At 64.6% G+C, this 18,715-nt stretch carries 24 protein-coding genes; 4 read left to right on the forward strand and 20 right to left on the reverse strand.

Annotation, left to right across the window (positions count from 1 at the left end):
- The first annotated feature begins 22 nt into the window (after nt 1–22).
- The 3 genes from dapF to xerC are packed head-to-tail and all read left to right on the forward strand — an operon-like array spanning nt 23 to nt 2,450.
- A complete protein-coding gene (dapF, locus tag J0W34_RS03090) occupies nt 23–856 on the forward strand; it encodes a diaminopimelate epimerase (RefSeq protein ID WP_230970653.1) in 834 nt (277 codons plus the stop codon).
- Between the two features lie 29 nt (nt 857–885).
- Nucleotides 886–1,536: a DUF484 family protein gene (locus J0W34_RS03095; protein ID WP_227815561.1), complete on the forward strand. Its 651-nt coding sequence runs from the start codon at nt 886–888 to the stop codon at nt 1,534–1,536.
- A gap of 8 nt (nt 1,537–1,544) precedes the next feature.
- On the forward strand, nt 1,545–2,450 hold the full coding sequence (xerC, locus tag J0W34_RS03100) for a tyrosine recombinase XerC (RefSeq protein ID WP_230970654.1): 906 nt from the start codon (nt 1,545–1,547) through the stop codon (nt 2,448–2,450).
- A gap of 4 nt (nt 2,451–2,454) precedes the next feature.
- On the opposite strand, the gene J0W34_RS03105 is transcribed toward xerC, so the two are convergent.
- Nucleotides 2,455–2,967 (reverse strand): DUF2242 domain-containing protein, encoded by a 513-nt coding sequence (locus J0W34_RS03105; protein ID WP_230970655.1) that lies wholly within the window; start codon nt 2,965–2,967, stop codon nt 2,455–2,457.
- A 114-nt stretch (nt 2,968–3,081) separates the two neighbouring features.
- Between J0W34_RS03105 and J0W34_RS03110 the strand changes: the two genes are divergently transcribed.
- Nucleotides 3,082–4,269: a class I SAM-dependent rRNA methyltransferase gene (locus J0W34_RS03110; RefSeq protein WP_230970656.1), complete on the forward strand. Its 1,188-nt coding sequence runs from the start codon at nt 3,082–3,084 to the stop codon at nt 4,267–4,269.
- Here the strand turns inward: J0W34_RS03110 and J0W34_RS03115 are convergent.
- From J0W34_RS03115 to J0W34_RS03205, 19 genes are all read right to left on the reverse strand, one after another.
- Nucleotides 4,266–5,372, reverse strand: coding sequence for a M14 family metallopeptidase (locus J0W34_RS03115; protein ID WP_230970657.1), 1,107 nt, complete (start codon nt 5,370–5,372; stop codon nt 4,266–4,268). The two genes, J0W34_RS03110 and J0W34_RS03115, sit on opposite strands and share 4 nt — an antisense overlap.
- Before the next feature lie 5 nt (nt 5,373–5,377).
- Nucleotides 5,378–6,856, reverse strand: coding sequence for a glutamate--cysteine ligase family protein (locus J0W34_RS03120; protein WP_230970658.1), 1,479 nt, complete (start codon nt 6,854–6,856; stop codon nt 5,378–5,380).
- Between the two features lie 91 nt (nt 6,857–6,947).
- Nucleotides 6,948–7,304, reverse strand: a complete 357-nt coding sequence (locus J0W34_RS03125; RefSeq protein WP_230970659.1) for a hypothetical protein — start codon at nt 7,302–7,304, stop codon at nt 6,948–6,950.
- Nucleotides 7,301–7,954, reverse strand: a complete 654-nt coding sequence (locus J0W34_RS03130) for an SGNH/GDSL hydrolase family protein (RefSeq protein WP_230970660.1) — start codon at nt 7,952–7,954, stop codon at nt 7,301–7,303. Before J0W34_RS03130 ends, J0W34_RS03125 begins: the two co-directional genes overlap by 4 nt.
- An 80-nt stretch (nt 7,955–8,034) precedes the next feature.
- Nucleotides 8,035–8,667: a glycine-rich domain-containing protein gene (locus tag J0W34_RS03135; protein WP_230970661.1), complete on the reverse strand. Its 633-nt coding sequence runs from the start codon at nt 8,665–8,667 to the stop codon at nt 8,035–8,037.
- Between the two features lie 14 nt (nt 8,668–8,681).
- A complete protein-coding gene (gene ruvB, locus J0W34_RS03140) occupies nt 8,682–9,737 on the reverse strand; it encodes a Holliday junction branch migration DNA helicase RuvB (RefSeq protein ID WP_227815571.1) in 1,056 nt (351 codons plus the stop codon).
- Nucleotides 9,734–10,249, reverse strand: a complete 516-nt coding sequence (locus J0W34_RS03145; protein WP_230970662.1) for a DUF4442 domain-containing protein — start codon at nt 10,247–10,249, stop codon at nt 9,734–9,736. Before J0W34_RS03145 ends, ruvB begins: the two co-directional genes overlap by 4 nt.
- Nucleotides 10,249–10,848, reverse strand: coding sequence for a Holliday junction branch migration protein RuvA (ruvA, locus tag J0W34_RS03150; protein WP_230970663.1), 600 nt, complete (start codon nt 10,846–10,848; stop codon nt 10,249–10,251). Before ruvA ends, J0W34_RS03145 begins: the two co-directional genes overlap by 1 nt.
- A gap of 15 nt (nt 10,849–10,863) precedes the next feature.
- Nucleotides 10,864–11,475: a glutathione S-transferase family protein gene (locus J0W34_RS03155; protein WP_230970664.1), complete on the reverse strand. Its 612-nt coding sequence runs from the start codon at nt 11,473–11,475 to the stop codon at nt 10,864–10,866.
- 29 nt (nt 11,476–11,504) lie between these two features.
- Complete coding sequence (locus tag J0W34_RS03160; RefSeq protein WP_230970665.1) at nt 11,505–12,176, reverse strand: HAD family hydrolase; 672 nt, start codon at nt 12,174–12,176, stop codon at nt 11,505–11,507.
- Entirely contained in the window at nt 12,173–13,132 is a 960-nt protein-coding gene (locus J0W34_RS03165) for a prenyltransferase (RefSeq protein WP_230970666.1), read from the reverse strand. Before J0W34_RS03165 ends, J0W34_RS03160 begins: the two co-directional genes overlap by 4 nt.
- A gap of 3 nt (nt 13,133–13,135) precedes the next feature.
- Nucleotides 13,136–13,723 carry a DUF1294 domain-containing protein gene (locus J0W34_RS03170; protein ID WP_230970667.1) on the reverse strand — a complete coding sequence of 196 codons (588 nt, stop codon included), beginning with the start codon at nt 13,721–13,723 and terminating at the stop codon, nt 13,136–13,138.
- 11 nt (nt 13,724–13,734) lie between these two features.
- Nucleotides 13,735–15,192 (reverse strand): ribonuclease G, encoded by a 1,458-nt coding sequence (gene rng, locus J0W34_RS03175; protein WP_227815578.1) that lies wholly within the window; start codon nt 15,190–15,192, stop codon nt 13,735–13,737.
- Nucleotides 15,189–15,650: a CZB domain-containing protein gene (locus tag J0W34_RS03180; protein WP_230970668.1), complete on the reverse strand. Its 462-nt coding sequence runs from the start codon at nt 15,648–15,650 to the stop codon at nt 15,189–15,191. The genes rng and J0W34_RS03180 overlap by 4 nt, the downstream gene beginning before the upstream one ends.
- Complete coding sequence (locus J0W34_RS03185) at nt 15,647–16,282, reverse strand: Maf family protein (protein ID WP_230970669.1); 636 nt, start codon at nt 16,280–16,282, stop codon at nt 15,647–15,649. The genes J0W34_RS03180 and J0W34_RS03185 overlap by 4 nt, the downstream gene beginning before the upstream one ends.
- A gap of 77 nt (nt 16,283–16,359) precedes the next feature.
- A complete protein-coding gene (gene rlmH / locus J0W34_RS03190) occupies nt 16,360–16,830 on the reverse strand; it encodes a 23S rRNA (pseudouridine(1915)-N(3))-methyltransferase RlmH (protein WP_230970670.1) in 471 nt (156 codons plus the stop codon).
- On the reverse strand, nt 16,827–17,177 hold the full coding sequence (gene rsfS, locus J0W34_RS03195; RefSeq protein WP_227815582.1) for a ribosome silencing factor: 351 nt from the start codon (nt 17,175–17,177) through the stop codon (nt 16,827–16,829). Before rsfS ends, rlmH begins: the two co-directional genes overlap by 4 nt.
- A 94-nt stretch (nt 17,178–17,271) precedes the next feature.
- Nucleotides 17,272–17,955 carry a nicotinate-nucleotide adenylyltransferase gene (nadD, locus tag J0W34_RS03200; protein WP_230970671.1) on the reverse strand — a complete coding sequence of 228 codons (684 nt, stop codon included), beginning with the start codon at nt 17,953–17,955 and terminating at the stop codon, nt 17,272–17,274.
- On the reverse strand, nt 17,939–18,715 hold the full coding sequence (locus J0W34_RS03205) for a BPSS1780 family membrane protein (protein ID WP_227815584.1): 777 nt from the start codon (nt 18,713–18,715) through the stop codon (nt 17,939–17,941). The genes nadD and J0W34_RS03205 overlap by 17 nt, the downstream gene beginning before the upstream one ends.

Raw genomic sequence — 18,715 nt, forward strand, 5'->3', positions numbered from 1 at the left:
ACGACCGCGAGATGCTTCAAAGATGCGCCTGAGTTTTACCAAGATGCATGGCCTCGGCAACGACTTCGTCGTCATCGATGCCGTCACCCAGACCGTTGATCTGTCGCCTGAGCGCGTGCGTTTTCTTGCGGACCGGCATTTCGGCGTCGGGTGTGACCAGCTGCTGGTGGTTGAACCGGCGACGCAATCAGGCGTTGATTTCCGGTATCGCATCTTCAATGCCGATGGGGGGGAGGTCGAGCAGTGCGGCAATGGCGCCCGCTGTTTCGTGCGCTTCGTCCACGATAAAGGGCTCACCGGGAAGCGGAAAATTCGTGTTGAGACCCGGTCGGGCATCATCGAGCCCCGGCTTGAGGACGATGGTCAGGTGACGGTCGATATGGGCGTCCCGGTGCTCGATCCAGCGCGCATTCCCTTTGATTCCGCCTCCGATGCCGTCGTGCAGCCGCTGCAGGTGGGCGACGAGGTAGTTCCCGTCACTGCCGTGAGCATGGGCAATCCCCACGCGGTGCAGGTGGTTGCCGACGTTGATTCCGCGCCTGTCGAGGTGCTCGGCCCGGCGATCGAATCCCATCCGCGTTTCCCGGCGCGGGTGAACGCCGGATTCATGCAGGTGGTCGATGCGCATGCCATCCGCCTCCGGGTCTATGAACGCGGTGCGGGTGAGACGCTGGCCTGTGGGACCGGCGCATGCGCTGCGGTCGTCGCTGGTATTCTGAGAGGCTTGCTCGACAGCCCTGTGCGGGTCGAGACCCGCGGCGGGCCGCTGAGCATCGCCTGGGATGGTCGGGGCGAACCGGTCCTCATGACGGGGCCGGCGGTCAGCGTTTTCGACGCGCAGATCGAGCTCGATTGAATGCAAGGGCGAAGGAGCGCCGCACACACATGAACACAGAAGACATCGTCCGATACCTTCGCGACAACCCCGATTTCTTTCAGCACCAGGGTGAGCTGCTCGACACCATGACGGTGGTCCATCCGCATAGCGGCGAGGCCATTTCGCTGACCGAGCGGCAGTTGCATGTGCTGCGCGACAAGATCCGGCAGCTTGAGCACAAGCTGGCCGAGCTGATTCATTTCGGCGAAGAAAACGATGAAATCAGCACCAAGGTCCATCGCATGGTGCTCTCCCTGCTCGATGCAGAGGACTTCGAAGGCGCACGCGACGCGGTGCTCACCCACCTGCGTGACGACTTTACCGTGCCTCATGTGGCAATGCGTATCTGGAACAGCGTGCTGCAACGTGAGACGCCCGAATTCAATGCCGTGTCCGAAGAAGTGCGCTTTTTCGCCGGTGATCTCAAACACCCCTATTGCGGCGCGCCGAACAACCTCGAAGTGATCGAGTGGTTCGGTGAGGCCGGACCGCATGTGCGCTCCGTTGCGCTGGTACCGCTCAATCGCGATGGCCGCGTGTTCGGCATGCTCGCCATGGGCAGTGAAGACAGCGAACGCTTCTACCCGGAAATGGGGACGCTCTATGTAGAGCGCATCGGCGAAATGATCAGCGCCGTCATGCGCCGTCATCTGGGCTGAACACGAACATGGCGTCGCTGCCGTCCGATTTTGCGGGACAGATCGACGCCTATCTCGACTATCTGGCGAGCCAGCGGCGAGCCAGTGCGCACACCTTGACCAACTACCGGCGTGAACTCCGCCGCCTGGTCGAACTCGCCGATCCGGCGGGGCCTGACGACATCACTGCGCCACGCATCCGTGCCATGGCAGGCCGCCTGCATGCCGGTGGGCTCGCGCCGCGCTCGGTGGCGCGCGCGCTGTCGGCCTGGCGCGGGTTCTTTCGATGGCGGGTGCGATTGCACGGGGCCGCGATCAACCCGGTCGAGGGCATCCGCCCGCCCAAGGCGCCGCGGCCGCTGCCCAAAAGTCTCGGGCCCGATGCCGTGGGGCAACTGCTCGATGCCAGCCCCGACGACGAACTCGAGATTCGCGATCGCGCCATGTTCGAGCTGCTGTATTCGTCGGGCATGCGTCTGGCCGAAATGCTGTCGATCGACCTGGATGCCCGACTTGATCTGGCCGCCGGCGAAGCGACCGTGACCGGCAAGCGCGGCAAGACGCGGGTCGTACCGATTGGTCGGGCGGCGGTTGATGCCCTTCAGGCCTGGTTGCCGGTACGCGCGCAACTGGTTCCGGCCCAGGAGCGAGCGCTGTTCGTGACCCGCACCGGGTCGCGCATGTCCCAGGCGGCGGTGCGGGGGCGCCTCAACCGGTGGGTGCAGCGCCACGGTCAGGGGGCGCATGTTCATCCGCACATGTTGCGGCACAGTTTCGCCAGTCATGTGCTGCAATCGAGCGGCGATTTGCGCGCCGTGCAGGAAATGCTCGGTCACGCCTCCATCCAGAGTACGCAGGTCTATACTCACCTGGATTTTCAGCATCTGGCGAAGGTTTATGACAGCGCCCACCCCCGCGCCAGGAAGGGAAAGTAAAGCCTCAGCGTGTTGGCCTCAGGCGAGGGGCGTGTCGCGACACGGCAGCGAAAAAGCGTTGATAGAACGTCGGGTCTTCCACGGTCATGGCCCCCACCTTGACGAGTGAGTCCTTGCTGCCCCCCAAGGGAAGCGAGATGGAGCCGAGCCGCGAGATGCTCAGGTCCGCCGAGTCCGACTTTTCCTTGAGTGCATATTCTGTCTGAACCGCATTTACGTAGGCGATGGCGCCATCGGGGAGCGATACGCAGATCACGGTGATATCCAGCACGACATGTTCGTCTTCATCGGGCTGGAACGCCTTGCTGCCCCTGATCTCGTCGGCTGCGGCGGCAACCAGCGAATAGCCCTGTGAAAGCAGGACGCGTCTTGCCGCTTCGCAGGTGGCAGGGGGCGTGGTTGCGAACCGGGCCTCATAGGGCGAGGCTTCGGCAAAGGTCTCGTTGCGGTACGCCGTTGAACTGCAGGCGGCCAGCAGTTGTATCAGCGTCAGCGCGACCCAGAACCTCCGGCGCATCCAGTGACCTCTTCGGCATCGTCGAGTCATCCTGCCCAGCTTACGCCCGGAACAAAGCTGGCAGCAACGCGGCGCGCGGCGTAAACTCGCGGCTTTTGCGATAAGTCAAAGCCCATGGCGCAGCTCATTCTCAAACCCGGCAAGGACCGCGCCATGGCGCGCCGTCACCCGTGGATCTACGATTCGGCGGTGGCCCGCCTTGAGGGCCGTGCCCGGCCCGGCGATACAGTGACCGTGCTAAGTGACAGCGGCAAGGTACTGGGTAAAGCGGCGTGGTCGCCCGAATCGAAGATCCGGGCGCGCATGTGGAGCTTCGACCCCGAGGCCGTCATCGATCATGCCTTCTTCAAGCGCGCCGTGGCCGCCTCGGTGGCACGTCGGCAGCGTCATCCGGGTCTGGCCGGGCAGGACGGGGTGCGCCTCATCCATGGCGAATCGGACGGACTGCCGGGCGTGGTGGTCGATCGCTTCGGGGCGGTGGTGGTCATGCAGTTGACCAGTGCCGGTGCAGACAAATGGCGCGATGCCATTGTGAATGCGCTGGTTCAGGCTACGGGCTGTGAGGCCGTGTATGAGCGCTCCGATTCCGACGTGCGCGGGCGTGAAGGGCTCGAGCCGGTCACCGGCTGTGTTCATGGCGCGTTGCCCGATGCGCTCACCATCGTGGAAAACGGCATTCGCATGGAGGTGGATGTGGTCGGCGGTCACAAGACCGGCTTCTATCTCGATCAGCGCGACAACCGCCTGATGACCCGCGAACTGGCGAGCGGTCGCAAGGTGCTCAACTGCTTCTGCTATACCGGTGGCTTCAGCCTGCAGGCATTGGCTGGCGGCGCCGCATCGGTGCTGTCCATCGATTCGTCCGGGCCGGCCCTGAGCACGGCTGAGCGCAACCTGGCGCTCAACCCGTCGCTCGACGCAGGTCGTGCTGCCTGGCAGGAGGCCGATGTGTTCTCGGCGTTGCGCGAGCTGCGCGACGCAGGCGAGCGCTTCGACATGATCATTCTCGATCCGCCCAAGTTCGCGCCGTCCGCCGCCCATGCCGAGCGTGCCGCCCGGGCGTACAAGGACATCAATCTGCTGGGTTTCCGGCTGCTCAACCCGGGTGGCTTGCTGATGACGTATTCCTGTTCCGGCGGTATCGGCGTGGAGCTGTTCCAGAAGATCATCGCGGGGGCGGCCGCCGACGCCGGCGTCGATGGGCGCATCGTGCATCGCCTGTCGGCGGCGGTAGACCATCCGGTGGGCCTCTCGGTCCCGGAGGGCGAATACCTCAAGGGATTGTGCTGCGAAGTGGCCTAGACCGCGTCTGCGCTCACCTGACCTGAAGGCGTGACCTCCAGACCGTCATCCTGAACCGCATAGAACAGGCAGTCCGACTTCGCGATCACCGGATTGGTGGTGATCATGAACAGCTTGAGCGGTCGCTTGGTGCGCAATTCGCCGCTGCTGAGGCTCACCAGGTCTTCGAGGACGCAGGTGTGAGCGGTGTTGCGGGCGACGAACAGGTCACGCAGTCCGGCACCGTGTACCCAGCCAAGGTGCGTGCCTGCCGGCGTGAGACCGAAATTGTGGTGTTCGATGTCCGGGCGCAGGGTCAGTGGCACGTCGCTGACCGGTGCTCGCGCATAGGCCAGTTCGCATGTCTCCGTCAGTTCCAGACGCACCGGGTTGTACATGATCTCGATCGCGTCGTCGGCAGGGAGTGCGTCCCAGAGCGTGTCGCGGGTGAAATAGTGATCGATGCCGGCCCAGGCGACCGTGTGGGCGTTGGCATCGAGGCGTCCCCCACATTCGATGGTGACGGTTGGCACCAGATGCTCGCTGATTTCCATGAGCGAACCCAGGCGCAGGTCGGTGAGCACCAGTCGTCGGGTGAACAGGGACACCAGAGCAAGATGGCGGGCGTCCGCGTTGATCGACACCGCAAAAGAGGGGCCGCTGCCCGAGGTGTTGTGGACGTCGATGACAGCCTCGGGGCGCAACTGCTCGATCAAGGTCAGCATCTGGCCGGCGAGCCGGCCCGGGGCGTCGGTGTCAAACGGCGGGCGAAAACAGCGGTTCAGGTCCCGGGCGCCGGGCAGGGCGCGATGCGTGAAACCCGGCTCGCGCCGGGCCGCCTCGATCGAGGCGATGAGGCAGACCACATTGGTGGCCGGGCGCTTGCTTGCGCGCAGCCAGCGGTGCAGGGCGATGAACCCCGATGGTTCGTTACCGTGGAGCAGCGTCACGAGGACGCGCGTCCGAGTGGTGTCGTGGCCGCCCAGCGTGATGCACAAGGGGTGGTCGAGCTGCGCAAGAAACGACGCGTGATCCTCGCCGAGTGCCTCGGGACGCGGTTCATGGAGATGCTTGAACGTGGAGAAGTCGGCAGTCGAGCCGAACTGTGCTGCTTGATTAGACATGCGGCTCAGGTCCATTCGCCCACAGGCGTGTTGCTCACACTGCGATTGTAATAGTCCTCGAGCATCACCTGCGCCGCATGCGGTGCGCTGCGCCCGTCGATGCGCGCGGCCATGGCCTTGCGCTGCCATTGGGCACCGGTCTGACGGCTGGCGAGGCGTTGTTCGATCACGCTCAGATAGCGCTCGGCCTCCGAGGCCTCGATGCCGATGCTGTGCAGGCCTTCGCGCGCAATGGGCAGCAACTCGGCAAGCAACTCGCTGACCGGGCGTTCCCGGCAGGCGCTTTGCGCGGTGTCGGGCCACACCAGTGAGGCGTCGAGCCCGAACTGGGCGGCGCGATACAGGTTGTATTCCGCCAGCGTGAACGGCAGGCCGGGCAACAGGCGATTGATCAGCGGGCGCAGCCCCTCGGCCAGGCCGATGTACAGGGCCGCGTTGGCGACCATGTCGATCGGCGTGGGGCCGGCGGGCAGCACGCGCAGTTCGATGCGCAGGTGGCCGCCATCGGCGTCGTCATACACCGGACGATTCCACAGCCACACCGAGCCCTGGTGCAGCCGCAGTTCCTCCAGGGCCGGGACCTTGCCCCGGGCCACGGCCACCAACGGGTTTTCTTCGCCGCAGATGGGAAAGAAGGGCGGGTAGAGCAGCACCGATTCGGCGAACAGTTCGTGCGCGCCCTGTCGTACCCAGCCGTTACCGAAACCCACACGCGGGCTCTGGTGCCAGTGGTAGCGGTCCTTGATGCGGGTGTCGATGGATTGCTTGAACAGCGGAATGCGGGTCTCGCACCACAGGTCGTGCCCGAACAGGCCGGGCGAGTTGCCCGCGATGGCCACCACCAGCGGTGTGACCAGTTGCACCGCATTGAACGTGTCGGCGTAGGCACCGGGGGCGACCCGGTAATGGATCTGGAACGAGGTATTGGCCCCCTCGAGGGTCACGTCGTCCATATGCAGATCCAGCGGGGAGCGGCCGTCGATATGGACCTCGAACTGGCTGCCCCGACTGCGTTTGAGGCCGTCCACAAGCACGTGGTAACGCGTGCGGTCGGTCATCGAGTCGGGGCCGAAGTCGGCCTGGGTCAGCGTGGGCAGAATGCCGATGGTGACGATGCGCGCGTCGAACGTGGCCGCCTGCGCCTGCAGCCAGCAGAGCCGCGCCAGCATCTCGCGCTCGGTGGCTTCGAACGGTCGCGCAGACAGGCGGTGAGGCGAGAGGTTGTATTCCAGGTTGTAGCGATTGAGTTCGAGCGTGAGCTGGGGGTCTCCCGCCGCCTCCTGTACCTCCCGATTGACGCAGCGGGGACGACCATCGGCATCGATGAGATACATCTCCAGCTCGGCGCCCAGCGACCCCTCGCCGCGGCCGAAATGGGGCCACTCCAGGACCTGCCGCAGGGCAATCAGGTTGTCCTGCAGGCGCTGGGCGAATGCCCGGGTCATCTGTGGCGTGAAGTCCGCTTCCGCGATGTCGATACCCATGGTTTGAGCCGCTCCGCAATGCGCTTTCCGACCTCATTGTGCAAACAGGAGGGCGGGGGGCGTCAAGTGCTTTGTGGCAGCGCTTGTGGTTTCAGCGCGCGTTCTGGCTGTGGGTCGGGGGGCGGTAGTCCGGATTCGGGCGCACGTCTGCGCTGATGAATGCGGCCGTGAACAGCACGATCGAGGTGCTGACGAACACGAACTGCTGCGTTTGCCAGCGTTTGGCCTTGGCCACCGGAAGGCCGCTGGCCATGTGGCGCATGAAGTTGATGCCCGCCACCGCCAGGGCCACCATGGCGGCGCCCAGCAGGCGTGCGGCCGTGCTGCCGAAATGAGTGGCCAGCGACGGGTCGAAGCGGTTGGGCAGATAGAAATCGCCGCGCATGATCAGCCACGCCCCACCCAGCGCGCTGAGGATGACCACGAACAGCGAGACCGTGCGCATCATGGCGTGGCGGGCTCTCCGAGCAAGGCCGCCACGACCGGCACCAGCGCGTCACCCAGCGTTTCGTGGCTGTGGGCGTCCAGATGAACACCGTCGACCGCACTGGCATGGATGATATGACTGGCGTCGAAGAACGGGCAGTTCAGCTCTTTCGCGACCTTGTCCAGCGCTTTCGGGAAGCCGGTGCATTTGACGTCGCCACCGTTGAATTTCTCGGCCATGGTGCCGGCCGGCATGCCGATCTGGGGCGGCGCCACCAGTAGGATGGGCGGCACCGGCATGCCCGGTTCGATTGGTGCGGTCCGGATGGCATGGACCAGGGCGGCATTGCCCTGTGCTGCATGCCAGGCGGAATGTGGATGCATGGACTGGAAGTCGTTGTTGCCGAGCATGAGAATCACCAGCGCCAGTGGGCTGTTGACCTCGATGCGCTGGGCCAGGCCTTCGAGTCCGCTGCGCCCGGGTTTGTACGGGTCATCGAAGACCGTTCGACGGCCGTTGAGGCAGTCTTCGATCACGCGAACGTCGTCGCCCGCGGCCTTGAGACCGTTCTCGAGACGCCCGGGCCAGCGCACGTCGAACGGGTGGCGCTGGCGAGAGCCCGGGATGATGCCCCAGGACAGCGAGTCGGAATACACCAGGATCTGCTTCATGAACTTCTCCTTGATTGTTTCAACCGACCCGGGGGCCGCTCGGTACACGCCGGCACCGAGGCGCCGGAATCGAAAGGGCGTCAGTCACCCCCGCAGCCGCCGCCACACCCCCCGTCGCCATCGCCACCACAGCCGGAACAGCCTCCACCGCAGCCGATATGACCGGCGCAGTAGGCATCGGCGCCTGCTGCGCTGCGGGCCATGCAATCCAGATGGTAGGTGAAGCCGCCGCTGATGCCGAGCGCGCCATCGAGAGCAAACAGGCGAGGCAGGCGGCTGGGTGCCTGCGGGTTGATGCTTTCGTGCTTGCAGGCCAGACGCCAGCTTCGCTTGATGCCATCCTGAGCCTGGGTCGGGCTGCTCATCGCCTCGGCCGGGACGTGATGCAGGAAGCGGCCAAGACCGCGCTGGCAGAAATCCCGGTAATTGCGGGTGAACAGGATGAACTCGTGCCAGGCATCGTCGACCGCCTGCGACGGCATGGCGAGTTCGCGGCGCCCGGCCGTGTGGTTGATCAGGAACCAGTCACGCAAACCCATGAAAACATCCATGCGCTGGGCTGCCGTCAGCTGAGGTTGTTTCGCCGCCAGACGCTTGTCGAGCAGGCGGACAAAGTCGAATTCGTCAATAAAGCGGCGTCGGGCATGCTTGCGGAACAGGCGCCAAGCGATGCTGCCGATGATGAGGGCCGCAATGAAAAACAGCGTGTTCATCTGGCGGCCCGCGATCAGCCGGCGCCGAACAGATCGCCTCCGCTGCGCGGTGGCGTCAGACCGAAATGCTGCCAGATGGCGTGGGTGGCGATGCGTCCGCGCGGCGTGCGCTGCAGATAGCCTTGCTGGATCAGGTAGGGTTCCAGCACGTCTTCGATGGTGTCGGTCGACTCACCGATGGCCGCCGCGAGGTTGTCCAGGCCCACCGGGCCGCCACCGAATTTCTCCAGCACCGCGCTGAGCAGCTTGCGGTCCATGAGGTCGAGGCCCAACGCATCGACATCGAGCATGGACAGCGCGGCATCAGCCACCGGGGAGGAGATGTGGCCGTCGGCCTTCACCTCGGCATAGTCGCGTACCCGGCGCAGCAGCCGGTTGGCGATGCGCGGCGTACCGCGGGATCGACGGGCGATCTCCAGCGCACCGGCATCGTCGATGTCGACACCCAGCAGGCCCGAAGAGCGGCTGACGATGGTGCCCAGCTCCTGGGGGGTGTAGAACTCCAGGCGGGAGACGATGCCGAAGCGGTCACGCAGCGGGTTGGTGAGCATGCCGGCGCGGGTGGTGGCGCCCACCAGGGTGAACGGCGGCAGGTCGAGCTTGACCGAGCGCGCGGCGGGACCCTCGCCGATCATGATGTCGATCTGGAAGTCTTCCAGCGCAGGGTAGAGGATTTCCTCGACCACAGGCGACAGACGATGAATCTCGTCGATGAACAGCACGTCGTGGGGTTCGAGGTTGGTCAGCAAGGCGGCCAGGTCGCCGGCGCGTTCCAGCACCGGCCCCGAAGTCTGGCGCAGGTTGACCCCCATCTCAGCCGCGACGATGTGGGCCAGGGTGGTCTTGCCCAGTCCGGGCGGCCCGAACAGCAGCACGTGATCGAGCGCTTCACCCCGCTTGCGCGCCGCGCTGATGAAGATCTCCAGTTGCTCGCGTATCTTCATCTGGCCGATGTAGTCGTCCAGGCGCTTCGGGCGCAGGGCGCGCTCGATGGCGTCTTCCTGCGTGCTGGCGGCTTGTGGCGCAATCAGGCGCTCGCTGCCGGCCTGGAGTTTGTCGGTTTCGATCATTCGGGGAGTTTAACGGATGGAGGCAGCTTGCGGATGTACAAGGTTTTCTCCACGCGAGCGCACACCGTGCCGTCTGCATCCGTGACCTCGATGACGTAGACCGGCTCATGTTTCTGACCGTCGTCGGTTGCGGCACGGACGCGCGCCACTTCGTCGTCAGCCAGGGCAAAGTGCGCCCGCACCGTGCCCTTGGCGGGGTGCAGGAAATCGATGCGGGCGGCGCGATCCCACACCACATAGCCGCGTCCGAGCCGGTGCATCATCATCAGCATGTAGAACGGGTCGGTCATCGCGAACAGGGAGCCGCCGAAGTGCGTGCCCACATAGTTCCGGTTCAGCAGCCCCATGCGCAGGCTGACGACGATACGGTCGAAGTCGGGCGAGATCGATTCCACCCGGATGCCGGCACCGAAAAACGGCGGCCACAGGTTCATGCCCCAGCGCAGCAGCCTCGGGCTCAGTCGAAGATTGCGCAGGAAGCCCTGTCGCGGGCGTGGGGTGTCGGCGCCCATCAGACCTTGGCGAGAACCTTCAGCGCCTCGCGGATGCCGACTGATACGCCCGTGTCCGGGGGCAGGTCCTTGGTGGCGCGCAAGGCTTCCTTCTCGTTGTAGCCCAGGGCCATGAGGGCGTTGAGGATATCGCTGCGATCGTCGGCCGGTGCGCCGGGGGCGGTTGCCGTCAGGGTGGCACCGGTGTGCGGCAAGGCCTTGCCCAGTTTGTCCTTGAGTTCGAGCACCAGACGCTCGGCGGTTTTCTTGCCGATCCCCGGCACCTTGACGATGCGGGCGGTTTCCTGAAGGGCCACGGCCTGAGCCAGATCGTTCACCGACAGCCCCGAGAGCACGGCCAGCGCGGTGCGTGCGCCGATACCCGAGACCTTGATCAACTGACGGAAGGCGGCGCGCTCCTCGACGGAGAAGAATCCGTAGAGAAAGTGCCCGTCCTCACGCACCGCCAGGTGGGTGTGCAGCACCACGGGCTCGCCGAGCGCGGGCAGGTGGTAGAAGGTGCTCATGGGAACGTCGACTTCATAGCCGATGCCACCCACGTCCAGCAGGATCTGGGGCGGGTTCTTTTCGAGCACGGTGCCCGAGAGGCGTCCAATCATGGGGTGTTCCGGATCTCAGAAATCGGTGGCTTCAAAGGCCGGCAAGGCTTCGGCATCGGCCGAATGCCGCGCGAGGCGGGGGTAGCTGTCAGCCTCGATGGTGCCGGGCAGCGCATGCTGCACGAAGCGCCAGATGACCGCAATGCTGACATCCGCCAGGTTCGGGTCGCGGCCGCCGCTGATCCAGCCCGTTTCCGGGGTTTCGCCCTCCAGCAGGTCGAGGGCGGCGCGCAACTGGTCGCGCTTGCGGTCGATCCACTCCGGCCAGCGGAATTCGGGCGGGCGCATGCGGGTTTCGTAGTACACCTGCACCGCCTTGTCACAGGCGGCCAAGGCCACACTGGTCAGCCGTGTGCAGTGCAGGCGGGCTTCCGGGTCGATCGGGGTGAGGCGCTTGGACGGGGCGGCGAGCGTTTCCAGATAGTTGACGATGATCTGACTCTCGACCATCACCGTGCCGTCATCGAACACCAGCGTCGGCGCCTTGACGATCGGGTTGAGCGCCCGGAACTTGTCAGCGTCCCGGAAAACGGAAATCTGCTCATGGTCGAGCGACAGATTCATGAGATGAGCGCTGATGAGGGTTCGCCTGACAAAGGGCGAATCGAACATGCCAATAAGCTTCATGGAGGGAACTTCTGGGGTCGTGCGAGCGGCTATTGGCGCGTGAACCGGGTGACGATGTCAAGCAGGGAATCGGCGACCGGAATACCTGCTGAGCGTATGTCCTCGGCGGGTTCGAGCAGGTCCGGCACCATCACCACCTGCATGCGGGCGGCGTGGGCGGCCCGCACCCCCGCGTTGGAATCTTCCAGAGCCAGGCAGCTGACGGGATCGGCCCCGAGGCGGGCTGCCGCTTCCAGATAGATGTCCGGTGCGGGTTTCCCCTGGCTGACTTCATCGCCGGTCACCACTTGGTCCACCCGTGCCAGCAGGCCGACGGCGTCGAGCTTGGGCAGTGCGCGGGAACGTCGTGTCGACGTGGCGACGCCACGGGGGATGCCGAGCGCCTCCAGTGTGTCGAAAAGCGCATAAACACCGGGCTTGAGGGGGATCGTGCCGGTGGCGATCACCGCCTCGTATCGACGACCGAACTCGGCCTGGTGCACTTCGAGCGGGTAGTCGTCGCCGAATGCGCCCTTGAGTAGGGATTCGTGTTCGCGCGAGTTGCGACCGATGAGCTGTATGGCGACTTCATGTGTCCATGGGATGCCCAGATCGATGCTGACCTGTTTGCCGATGTCGTAGGCAATCTGCTCGCTATCGAGCAGCAGACCGTCCATGTCGAAGATGACGGCAGCGATGGTGTCGGGTTTGAACCAGTTCATGTGCCTATCGTACCCGGCCAGCGGGTAAAGGCCAGCATCGCGGCCAGCGCCAGACCGTGAACATTGGCGGCGGCGATGGTCAACTTGATGGCTTGCCCCAGTTCGCCGGGCGATGTGGCGTGGGCGATCAGGTCGCGACCGGCGCGAAAGGACAGCACCAGGGTCAGTGCTGCGGCGGCACTTTTTTGCGGCAACATGTCGGCGCTGATCATGGCGACCAGCCAGCCGTAGGCGATGATCGCAATGAGCAGATAGCCCCATTTGGCCACCGATGGACCCAGGATGACCACCAGCGTGCGCTTGCCGCTGGCGGCGTCGCCTTGATGGTCGGGAAACTGGTTGATGTAGAGGATGTTGGCCACCAGCAGCGCATAGGACAGACCCGCCATGGCCGGCACCGCGCTGAACGCACCGCGCTGGACGAAGTCGGCGCCGATGACCACGATCAGCCATGCGGCGGTGATCCCCAGTTCGCCCATGCCGCGCGACATGAGTTTGAACGGCGGGGCCGAGTAGGCCCAGCCGGCGAGCATCCCCACCAGACCGATGGCGATCAGCCCCGGCCCGGATTGCCAGGCCAGATAGAGACCGGCCGGGATGACCACGGCCAGCAGGCCGTAACCGAAGCGGGCGGTTTCACGGCGGGTGAGCACCCCGTTCTGGATGAACCGGCTGCCCCCGGTGAACGGAAACAGGCGCTGGGTGTTGGCGGCATCGGCACCCGAGACGTCGTCATGATAGTCATTGATGACGTTGCCACCGGCGTGCGCCACCAGCGCAAACAGGACGGTCAGGATGGCGTTGACCGGATCGATGTCCACGCCGGTGCCGTGGGCCGTGGCCAGCCCGATCAGGCACGCGACCAGCGTGACCGACAGGAAGGCCGGGCGGGTGGCGGCGAAATAGGCCGCCACGCGGGCGCGCTCGAACTGCTGCACACTGGGTTCAGCAATCATGGGTCAGAACCCCCGCCAAAGTAGCCAAGTGATCACTCCGATCTGGATCACGCCGATGGCGCGGAACTTGTAATAAAAGCTGTGTTTGGACGACTTGTGGCGGAACAGTTGTTGCGCGGCCACTGCGCCGATCCAGCCGGGAATGCTCAGTAACAGCAAGTTGGCTTCGCTCACACGCCGCTCGTTCCTGCGGGCAGCGCCTTTGTCCCAGTTGAACGCGATGAATGCCCAGAGTGCGGCGAGTGGAAGTAGTGCCCATTTCCAGAGTGGCAGCTGTAATTCAGACACCGCGAAAATCTGTAAAGGCACCAAAACGGCGGTCACCGCCCAATCGATGATGAAGGCTCGCCGACCGGATGCGCGCACGGGCTCCGCTTTCTCTTCGGTGCGGGCATAGCGAATACGCTTGGCAACCGGCCCCTTGGGACCGGCCGATGTTTCGAAGGTCAACATGTCGTGGACCTCCGGGCGCCGCGGGTTCCCCTCGAAGGCCTTGATATGAACGAAGACCCGTTCCGCCTGTCCCGGTACGAAGGCAAAGCCGAAACCCCGGTCGTCATTCCATTCACTCAGCTGACCATTGAATCGCATGATGCGCCTGCCTACAGCAACACGATGTCGTACTGCTCCTGCGTGTAGCTCGCTTCCGGATGCAGGGAAATGGTCTTGCCGATGAAGTCCGACAGCATGGCCAGGGCCTGGGACTCTTCGTCCAGGAACAGGTCGACCACGTTCGGTGCGGCCAATACGCGGAATTCCCGGGCGTTGTCGTACTGGCGCGCTTCGCGCAGCAGCTCGCGCAGGATCTCGTAGCACATGGTGCGGGCGGTCTTCACTTCGCCCCGGCCTTCGCAGGTGGGGCAGGGCTCGCACAGCGTGTGGGCCAGCGATTCATGAGTGCGTTTGCGCGTCATCTCCACCAGCCCGAGGGCGGTGAAACCGTTGACCGTCATCTTCGTGTGGTCTTTTTCGAGCGCGCGGCGGAACTCGATCAGGACCGCATCGCGGTGCTCTGCCGCCTCCATGTCGATGAAGTCGATGATGATGATGCCGCCGAGGTTACGCAGACGCAGTTGGCGGGCAATGGCCTGGGCGGCTTCGAGGTTGGTCTTGAAGATGGTGTCATCGAAGTTGCGGGCGCCGACGAAGCCGCCGGTGTTCACGTCGATGGTGGTCATCGCCTCGGTCTGGTCGATGATCAGGTAGCCACCGCTCTTGAGGTCCACCCGGCGGGCCAGCGCCTTGAGGATTTCCTCTTCCACGTTGTGCAGGTCGAACAGTGGACGCTCGCCCTTGTAGTGGGTGAGCAGGGGCAGCACCCTGGGCATGTACTGCTTGGCGAAGGCCTCGATCTTGACGAAGTTCTCGCGCGAGTCGATGACGATGCGCGAGGTGTCGTTGGTGACCAGGTCGCGCAACACGCGCTGGCCCAGGGTCAGGTCCTGATACAGCGCGACCGGCGGCTTTGCGCCCTGGCTCCGGCTGTCGATCTCCGACCACAGCTTGCGCAGGTAGGCGATGTCGGCGGCCAGTTCGTCATCGCTGGCCGACTCGGCCATGGTGCGCACAATGAAGCCACCGGTTTCTTCTTCGCCCATGAGGGCGGTCAGGCGCGCACGCAGTGCTTCGCGACCAGCTTCATTCTCGATGCGTTGGGAGATGCCGATGTGGTGTTCCTGTGGCAGGTAGACGAGCAGGCGGCCGGCAATGCTGATCTGGGTGGACAGGCGCGCGCCCTTGGTGCCGATGGGGTCTTTGAGCACCTGAACGACCAGGTTCTGCCCCTCGACCAGAATGCGCTCGATGGGCTGAGGTGTCTCGCCGTTCTGCCGCTCTGTCCAGATGTCGGCCACGTGCAGGAAGGCGGTGCGCTCAAGGCCGATATCGATGAAGGCGGACTGCATGCCGGGCAACACCCGGACCACCTTGCCCAGATAGATGTTGCCGACAATACCGCGGCTGGCGGTGCGCTCCACATGGAGCTCCTGCACCACGCCTTGCTGCATCAGCGCCGCCCGCGTCTCCTGCGGGGTGAAGTTGACGAGGAATTCTTCGGTCATGGGTGTTCGTTCTTTGCTTCCAGATAGAGCTGGGCCAGCAAATGCTTGACCCGCTGGGACGCGCGGGAATAGTCGCCGCGATTCAGTTCTTCCAGCGCGCGCGCCTCGCCTTCCTGCGCAGCCAGGTCGAGCGTCCGGGCTGCGCACAGGTGAAAGCGGGCGTGCTCCTGGCGTACCTGTTTGAACACCGGCAGGTGGCCGAAGTGGTCGTGCCCCTCGCCGTAGATCCACTGTCCCAGCGAGCACAGATTGTCGGGGCGGATGTTCTCGATCTTGAGGGTTTCATCGCTCTGCCCGCGGATGAAGCTCTCCAGTCGGCTCTTCCAGGCCATGTGGGCGTCAATGGTCGCCATCACATCCAGACCGTGCAGTGAGGCCGTGCCATCTGACGGAGCGTTTGCCTCTGCAGGGATGTCTTCGCCACCGACAATACGCTTGAACCAGTTCAATACACTCATGAAACATGTGCTCCCAATGCACTACACGGGGGGATGTCGAACAGGGCCAGCAGTTGTCCTGTCTCGTACAGCGGCAAACCCATGATGCCGGTGTAGCTGCCTTCGATATGCTCGACGAACATGCCTGCCCGGCCCTGGATGCCATAGGCGCCCGCCTTGTCCAGAGGCTCGCCGGTGGCCACGTAGCGGCGGATGGCCTCGTCGGACAGCGGCCCGAAGCGTACGAGGCTGGCACTCAGCGCCTGTTCGGTGCGCTCTCCGTCGGTCACGGCCACCGAGGTCAGGACCCGGTGGTCACGGCCCGACAGGCGCTTGAGGATATCAATGGCGTGCCTGGCGTCTTCCGGCTTGCCGATGATCTCGCCATCGACGGCGAGCGTGGTGTCCGCCGAGAGCACGGGTTTGCGGGGCAGGCCCCGGAGCAGGACGCGTTCGATGCCGCCCGCCACCTTGGCGGCCGCCACGCGCTGCACATAGACATCGGGCGATTCGCCGGGCAAGGGCGACTCGTCCACATCTTCATCGCAGCGATGGCCCGCCCGGAACAGCAGGACCTCGAAACGCACACCCATCTGACGCAACAGATCGCGCCGACGCGGGCTGTTGGACGCGAGATAAATGGCTGATGGCATGGCAAAAAATGGAATGGTTTTTCGCCATTCTAAGGGAAGTCGGCCGTTCCGCGATGCCTGGCCGACAATGTCCGCGTTTATTCCCGGTGATAGGGGTGGTTGCGGGTGACACTCCAGGCGCGATAGAGGGCTTCTGCCAGCAGGGGGCGGACCATGGCATGGGGCAGGGTCAGACTGGACAGGCGCAGGGTTTCACGGGCGCTGCGCTTGATGCTGTCGTCAAGGCCGTCGGGGCCGCCGATGATGAAGGCGACATCCTCACCCTCTCCGAGCCAATGCTCGAAACGCTCGGCGAGCTTGAGGGTGGTGGTGTCCTTGCCGTGCTCGTCGAGGATGACGCGCCGGCAGCGGGCCGGCAGGGCGGCTTCGATGCGAGCGGCCTCGGCGGCCATCATGGCGTCGACCGTCTTGCCGGTGGTGCGGGGTTCGGCCTTGACCTCGACCAGTTCAAGGCTGGCCTCGCGGGGCATGCGCTTGGCGTAGTCGTCGAAACCGGCGCTCACCCAGGCGGGCATGCGCGTGCCGACGGCCACGATCAGCAGTTTCACTTGGCCGGGTCGGGACGTCGGCCGGGGCCGGCGTTCCAGAGCTCTTCCAGGTTGTAGTAGGCGCGCACGGCCGGTTGCATGACGTGAACCACGATGGAACCCAGGTCGACCAGCACCCAGTCGCCGCTGTCTTCGCCTTCGACACTATTGACCTGTCCGCCCGCCTTCTTGACCTCTTCCTGCACGTTGCGGGCGAGGGCGCGGGTCTGGCGGCCGGAGTCGCCGCTGGCGATGATCATGCGATCGAACATGGCCGTGAGTTTGGCCGTGTCGATGACTTCGATGTCCTTGGCCTTGATGTCTTCAAGGGCGGTGATGACGATTTGCTGGAGTTGGTCGAGTTCCATTGAGCCTTCTGGGGTATCTGGCGGGGCGCGGCCCGGGTGTTTCAGTGTAGCCGATGATCAACGGACCGAAAGCGGTCCGGAAGCGGCCGGGGGGTCAGCTGGCGCTGCCACCGTAGAGTTGTCGCGCCGCAATATAGTCGAGAACCGGATCCGGGAGCAAATATCGCGCGCTGTGGCCGTGATGGAGCAGATCGCGGATCAGGGTGGCGGAGATGGCCAGCGGGGTCATGTCGAAGGGCAGAATCCCCCCCGCCGGACTCGCCCGCAGTTGATCGGCCGATTTGAAGACCCGCCCCTCGCAGGCTTTGGCCAGCTCGGGCGACAGTACCTCGGGCCAGCGGCGACCGTGGGGGGCGTAGCCCGGGCGATTGGCCACGGCGATGTGGGCCAGATCGAAGATGTCCGTCCATCGGTGCCAGGTGGCCAGCCCTTCGAAAGCGTCGGCGCCAAGCAGCAATACCAGCGGATGATCGGTGCCGATTTCCTCGCGCAGGCGGGTGAGCGTGAGGACCGAGTAGCTGGGGCCCCGGTGGCGGATCTCGATGTCGTCCACGGCCAGCCGGGAATTGCCCTCCACGGCCAGACGCGCCATGGCCAGACGATCCTCTGCCGGTGAGCGCGGCGTGCCGCGGTGCGGGGGTTCGCCTGCGGGCACCAGCCGCAACTGGCCCAGTCCCAGGGTTTCGTGTGCTTCCTCGGCCAGACGCAGATGGCCGAAGTGAATCGGGTCGAAGGTGCCGCCGAGCAGCCCGATAGGGGCCTCAGTCGGCAACTTCATGGCCCGGGATGTCATGTCCGAACACGTCCAGCGCGTTGGGCAGGAAGGTGGCGAACACGATGGGAATGGCAATGAGCGGCAGCGGAATGGCCAGCAGATTCGCCATGATGGGCGATGCGGTTGCGACCACGGCGATGATGAGCGCCGGACCGCCGACAATCACGAAGAAGATCGCCATGGAATACAGAAAGAAGGCCGGCCAGTTGCGCCAGCATGCCACCAGGCTGAAGAACAGCGCCTTGGGCGCGGAGACCTTTTGCCAGCCGACGAGCATCGGTGCAAACCAGTAGGCCATCATCAGCGGAGTGGTCAGGGCCACCGCCATGAGCGCCGCCGTCATGAGCCCGGGTGTGTTCATAGCCTCTTCGTCCAGTTTCTGGAAGCCGGTCATGAGGCGCAGCAGGGTGCCGCTGTCGGCCAGGGCGGTGAGTGACAGCGCGATCAGCGTACCGATCAGATAGAGGCCGCCAGTGGTGATCAGGCCTTGCATGTCGGACTTGAAGCCTGAGAACAGGATTTCGGGTCCGACCTTGCGTTTCTCATGAACGGCCAGCAGGCCGTTGAGCACGCTCAGGGAGAAGGCGGGCATGATCAGCGCGGCGACCACTTGTCCGATGAAGGGCAGGCTGCTCAGCACCACCAGCGCAAGCAGGTAGCCAAAGGCGAGGTAGGTGACCAGGGCCGGATTGCTTTTCCACAGGGCGAAGCCCTTGGAGACCCAGGCGACGCCATGGGAGGGAGAGCGTTTGTAGGCTTGCAT

This window comes from Nitrogeniibacter aestuarii (assembly GCF_017309585.1).
Lineage (GTDB): Bacteria > Pseudomonadota > Gammaproteobacteria > Burkholderiales > Rhodocyclaceae > Nitrogeniibacter > Nitrogeniibacter aestuarii.

What these genes read in the sequence shown, in the direction of transcription:
- J0W34_RS03135 (WP_230970661.1), bottom strand. Translation starts at nt 8,667, where the DNA reads ATGAACACGCTGTTTTTCATTGCGGCCCTCATCATCGGCAGCATCGCT.
- J0W34_RS03130 (WP_230970660.1), bottom strand. Translation starts at nt 7,954, where the DNA reads ATGAAGCAGATCCTGGTGTATTCCGACTCGCTGTCCTGGGGCATCATC.
- J0W34_RS03170 (WP_230970667.1), bottom strand. Translation starts at nt 13,723, where the DNA reads ATGCGATTCAATGGTCAGCTGAGTGAATGGAATGACGACCGGGGTTTC.
- J0W34_RS03105 (WP_230970655.1), bottom strand. Translation starts at nt 2,967, where the DNA reads ATGCGCCGGAGGTTCTGGGTCGCGCTGACGCTGATACAACTGCTGGCC.
- J0W34_RS03095 (WP_227815561.1), top strand. Translation starts at nt 886, where the DNA reads ATGAACACAGAAGACATCGTCCGATACCTTCGCGACAACCCCGATTTC.
- J0W34_RS03165 (WP_230970666.1), bottom strand. Translation starts at nt 13,132, where the DNA reads ATGATTGCTGAACCCAGTGTGCAGCAGTTCGAGCGCGCCCGCGTGGCG.
- J0W34_RS03180 (WP_230970668.1), bottom strand. Translation starts at nt 15,650, where the DNA reads ATGAGTGTATTGAACTGGTTCAAGCGTATTGTCGGTGGCGAAGACATC.
- J0W34_RS03125 (WP_230970659.1), bottom strand. Translation starts at nt 7,304, where the DNA reads ATGATGCGCACGGTCTCGCTGTTCGTGGTCATCCTCAGCGCGCTGGGT.
- ruvA (WP_230970663.1), bottom strand. Translation starts at nt 10,848, where the DNA reads ATGATTGGACGCCTCTCGGGCACCGTGCTCGAAAAGAACCCGCCCCAG.
- J0W34_RS03155 (WP_230970664.1), bottom strand. Translation starts at nt 11,475, where the DNA reads ATGAAGCTTATTGGCATGTTCGATTCGCCCTTTGTCAGGCGAACCCTC.
- J0W34_RS03120 (WP_230970658.1), bottom strand. Translation starts at nt 6,856, where the DNA reads ATGGGTATCGACATCGCGGAAGCGGACTTCACGCCACAGATGACCCGG.
- J0W34_RS03185 (WP_230970669.1), bottom strand. Translation starts at nt 16,282, where the DNA reads ATGCCATCAGCCATTTATCTCGCGTCCAACAGCCCGCGTCGGCGCGAT.
- J0W34_RS03205 (WP_227815584.1), bottom strand. Translation starts at nt 18,715, where the DNA reads ATGCAAGCCTACAAACGCTCTCCCTCCCATGGCGTCGCCTGGGTCTCC.
- nadD (WP_230970671.1), bottom strand. Translation starts at nt 17,955, where the DNA reads ATGAAGTTGCCGACTGAGGCCCCTATCGGGCTGCTCGGCGGCACCTTC.
- rng (WP_227815578.1), bottom strand. Translation starts at nt 15,192, where the DNA reads ATGACCGAAGAATTCCTCGTCAACTTCACCCCGCAGGAGACGCGGGCG.
- ruvB (WP_227815571.1), bottom strand. Translation starts at nt 9,737, where the DNA reads ATGATCGAAACCGACAAACTCCAGGCCGGCAGCGAGCGCCTGATTGCG.
- J0W34_RS03115 (WP_230970657.1), bottom strand. Translation starts at nt 5,372, where the DNA reads ATGTCTAATCAAGCAGCACAGTTCGGCTCGACTGCCGACTTCTCCACG.
- J0W34_RS03160 (WP_230970665.1), bottom strand. Translation starts at nt 12,176, where the DNA reads ATGAACTGGTTCAAACCCGACACCATCGCTGCCGTCATCTTCGACATG.
- J0W34_RS03110 (WP_230970656.1), top strand. Translation starts at nt 3,082, where the DNA reads ATGGCGCAGCTCATTCTCAAACCCGGCAAGGACCGCGCCATGGCGCGC.
- J0W34_RS03145 (WP_230970662.1), bottom strand. Translation starts at nt 10,249, where the DNA reads ATGGGCGCCGACACCCCACGCCCGCGACAGGGCTTCCTGCGCAATCTT.
- xerC (WP_230970654.1), top strand. Translation starts at nt 1,545, where the DNA reads ATGGCGTCGCTGCCGTCCGATTTTGCGGGACAGATCGACGCCTATCTC.
- dapF (WP_230970653.1), top strand. Translation starts at nt 23, where the DNA reads ATGCGCCTGAGTTTTACCAAGATGCATGGCCTCGGCAACGACTTCGTC.
- rsfS (WP_227815582.1), bottom strand. Translation starts at nt 17,177, where the DNA reads ATGGAACTCGACCAACTCCAGCAAATCGTCATCACCGCCCTTGAAGAC.